Raw genomic sequence first — 3,014 nt, 5'->3', positions numbered from 1 at the left:
GGCAGGGGTCGCACCGCCCGGGGTGGCGGAATCCGGTCGGCCACTGTGTGCCCGAGAGACAAAGGCCCGGCCACCGCGGCCACTTCCTAGTAGGTGCCGCCGAACTGACCTCGCAGCTTGGTCAACGCCCGGGCCAGCAGCCGCGAGACGTGCATCTGCGAGACGCCGATCTGCTCGGCGATCTGCGACTGGGTCAGGTTGCCGTAGAAGCGCAGGGTGAGGATCCTCTGCTCGCGCTCGTCGAGGGTGGCCAGCGCCGGGCCCAGGGCTACCCGTAGCTCGGCCAGCTCGAACTCGCCGTCCTCGGCGCCGATCATGTCACCCAGTTCGGTCGCCCGGTCGCCGTCGCCGGTAGGCGTGGACAGGGACACCGCGTTGTACGCCCGGGCGCCCTCCAGGCCCTCGAGGACCTCTTCCTCGGTGAGCTTGAGGTGGGCGGCGATGTCGGCGACCGTGGGCGAGCGGCCGAGGGTCTGCAGCAGGGTGCTGTTCGCGTCGGAGATGGCCAGCCGCAGCTCCTGGAGTCGACGGGGGACCCGGATGTCCCAGGTGCGGTCGCGGAAGTGCCGCTTCAGCTCACCGATGATGGTCGGGATGGCGTAGCCGGCGAAGTCGACGCCGCGTGACGGGTCGAACCTGTCGATCGCCTTGATGAGGCCGACGGCGGCGGTCTGCGCCAGGTCGTCGGTGGGCTCGCCGCGACCGCTGTAGCGGTGGGCCAGATGATTGGCCAGCGGCAGCCACGCCTCAATCGCCCGGTCCCGTAGGGCCGGCCGGGACGGGTGATCGGCCGGCAGCGCAGCCATGGCGTTGAGCAGGTCGGCGGCGCTGTGGGTGAGCGCGCGCGGGTCCAGCTTCGGGGTGGGTGGTGCCGCTGTCGTCTGCTCGGTGATCGCTGGCGCGGTCATGGGTGGTCCTCCCTGCACCTCGTCCGCGGGTCAAAGACGTGACGCTTTGGTTTAGCGTGGATAGTCCGTTCGGAAGTTACCTTAGCCCGATCGGGTCGCGGAAATCTAGCCGAAAGTACGAGGCACTTAAGTGGTGTGATGGACTTGAAGACGTGGTAAGCCGCATAACGGCGAACCACGCGCCCGTCTATCGGGGTGTCGCGGGCGCGACCAAACGGCCGGCGAACGCCCTCGGTTGGCGGCATCCCGTAGCCGACCGGTCAATCACGTACCCGACATGTGACGGGGAGTGTCCGCTTTCCGTCATTGTCGTGTTCCGGCGACCGGCCGTAGCGTCGCGGGTACACCCACAGGTACGGAGGAAATGTGCTCGATCCCGCGGATCCGCAGCTCGTCGTCGACAGCCGCACGCTGCATGTCAGCTGGCTGCCGGCGGATCTCGACGCGGTCGCGGCGCTCGTGCCCCCCGGACTGTGCCCGCGGGTGGACCGCCAGGTGTTCATGAACCAGTACGTCGTCGACGACGCCGCCCAGACCTCCGGCTTCGGCGCGTACTCGTTGACCTACCTCGGGGTGGCTCTGGCCGGCGTCGACGCTCCGGGCGGGACGGCCCCCGGTGGCTGGTGGACCCACTACGTCACCTCCAGCCCTCGGGTGCGTGACTATGCCGCCGCCCGGGGCGCCCCCGCGGTGCTCGGCCGGACCACCGTCGACGTCCGGGGCGACCTGCTGGTCACCGAGACGGTGGTCGACGGGGTGCCGGTGATCCGCGCCCGGGCGCGGGTGGGGCACACCGGGCACGAGGTGCGCCGCGGGCACCACCGCTACTTCACGATCCGCCACGGCGAGCTGCTCAGCGGGGTCTACCCGTTCATCTCCGAGCCGGTCACCCCGTTCGAGATCGAGTCCGTGGAGTTCCTCGCTCCCGGCCACCCGACCTACCCGCTGCGCCCGGAGAACCCGCTGCTCGTTCCCTGGGGCTTCTACGCGCCCCGCACCTCGTTCGCGTACCCGGGCGGGCTGTCCCCGTACCCGGGTTACCCGGCCCCCGCCGGCAGTGGTGCCGGGTCACCAGGTGCCGGCACGCCGATCCCGTAGCGGCCGGCCGTCGGGGTCGTAGACCAGCCGGTACGCCGGCAGCGCCCAGAGCCGGGTCAGCCAGTGCAGGCGTTCGGGGCGGTGCGGGCGCAGCCGGCCGGCAGGCCGTGGGCCCCGGCAGCCCTCGTCGTACCACCGCTGTAACGCGTCGGCCGCGGCCGTGATCGCCGCGACCGCCGACGCCGGGTCCAGCAGGTCTGCGTCCTCCCCGCCGGCCGGATCCCGGTCCAGGTGTTCGCGCCACAGTCGCAGGCGCAGCTCACGGGCGAACAATCGGGCCCCGTCGCCCCGGCCGCCGGGATCGGCGGGCGCCCGTCGGTCCCGGGTGTCGTCCAGCACGGCGCAGGACAGCTCGCTGTCGTGCGTCCAGGAGCGCCGGTTGAAGTTGTCGCTGCCCACGCTCGCCCACACGTCGTCGACCACACACACCTTCGCGTGCACATAGACCGGTTGGCCCTCCCGGTTCTCCACGTCGAAAACGTGCACCCGTTCCGGGGCGGCCCGCTCGCACAGCGTGAGCGCCTGCTCCCGGCCCACCGTGTTCGGCGGCAGGGCCAGTCGGCCGTCGACGTCCGGGTGGCGGGGAACCACCGCCACCAGATGCAGGTCCGGGTTGTTCCGCAACGCCCCGGCGAACAGCTCCGCCACCTCGGCCGACCAGAGGTACTGGTCCTCCAGGTAGACGAGCCGGCGGGCCCGGCGTACCGCCTTGGTGTAGCCCCGGGCCACGGTGCGCTCGCCGTCGGGGGCGAAGGAGTAGCGCGGGCGTACCGCGGGGTAGGTGCGCAGCACCTGGACGTGGTGCGGGCCGCAGGGCGGCGGGTCCGGTGGTTGCGCCGGCAACGGCCCGGGGCTGAGGTCGGCGCCGCGCAGCCGGTCCCGCAGGTAGGCCAGCGGGTTCTCCGAGTCCAGCGGCATCGGGTCGGCCCACCGCTCCCGGAACGTGGTGTCCAGCGCGCCGACCACCGGGCCGCGCACCGCCAACTGCACGTCGTGCCAGGGCGGGTG

Annotated in this window: 3 protein-coding genes; 1 reads left to right on the top strand and 2 read right to left on the bottom strand. The window is 72.0% G+C overall.

Features of this window, described 5'->3' with window-relative positions; all coding sequences use genetic code 11:
- Positions 1 to 86: 86 nt before the first annotated feature.
- Positions 87 to 806 carry a SigB/SigF/SigG family RNA polymerase sigma factor gene (locus E1193_RS30795; protein ID WP_243707978.1) on the bottom strand — a complete coding sequence of 240 codons (720 nt, stop codon included), beginning with the start codon at positions 804 to 806 and terminating at the stop codon, positions 87 to 89.
- A gap of 468 nt (positions 807 to 1,274) precedes the next feature.
- On the opposite strand from E1193_RS30795, the gene E1193_RS30790 reads away from it, so the two are divergent.
- Positions 1,275 to 2,006 (top strand): hypothetical protein, encoded by a 732-nt coding sequence (locus E1193_RS30790; protein WP_243707977.1) that lies wholly within the window; start codon positions 1,275 to 1,277, stop codon positions 2,004 to 2,006.
- Here the strand turns inward: E1193_RS30790 and E1193_RS30785 are convergent.
- A partial coding sequence (locus tag E1193_RS30785) for a phospholipase D-like domain-containing protein (protein ID WP_132186637.1) occupies positions 1,977 to 3,014 on the bottom strand: 1,038 nt, incomplete at its 5' end. The two genes, E1193_RS30790 and E1193_RS30785, sit on opposite strands and share 30 nt — an antisense overlap.

It is taken from the genome of Micromonospora sp. KC606 (genome assembly GCF_004348675.1).
Taxonomy (GTDB): Bacteria; Actinomycetota; Actinomycetes; order Mycobacteriales; family Micromonosporaceae; genus Micromonospora.
The sequence above is the reverse complement of the archived record's forward strand: the minus strand, read 5'-3'. Positions and strand labels throughout refer to the sequence as shown.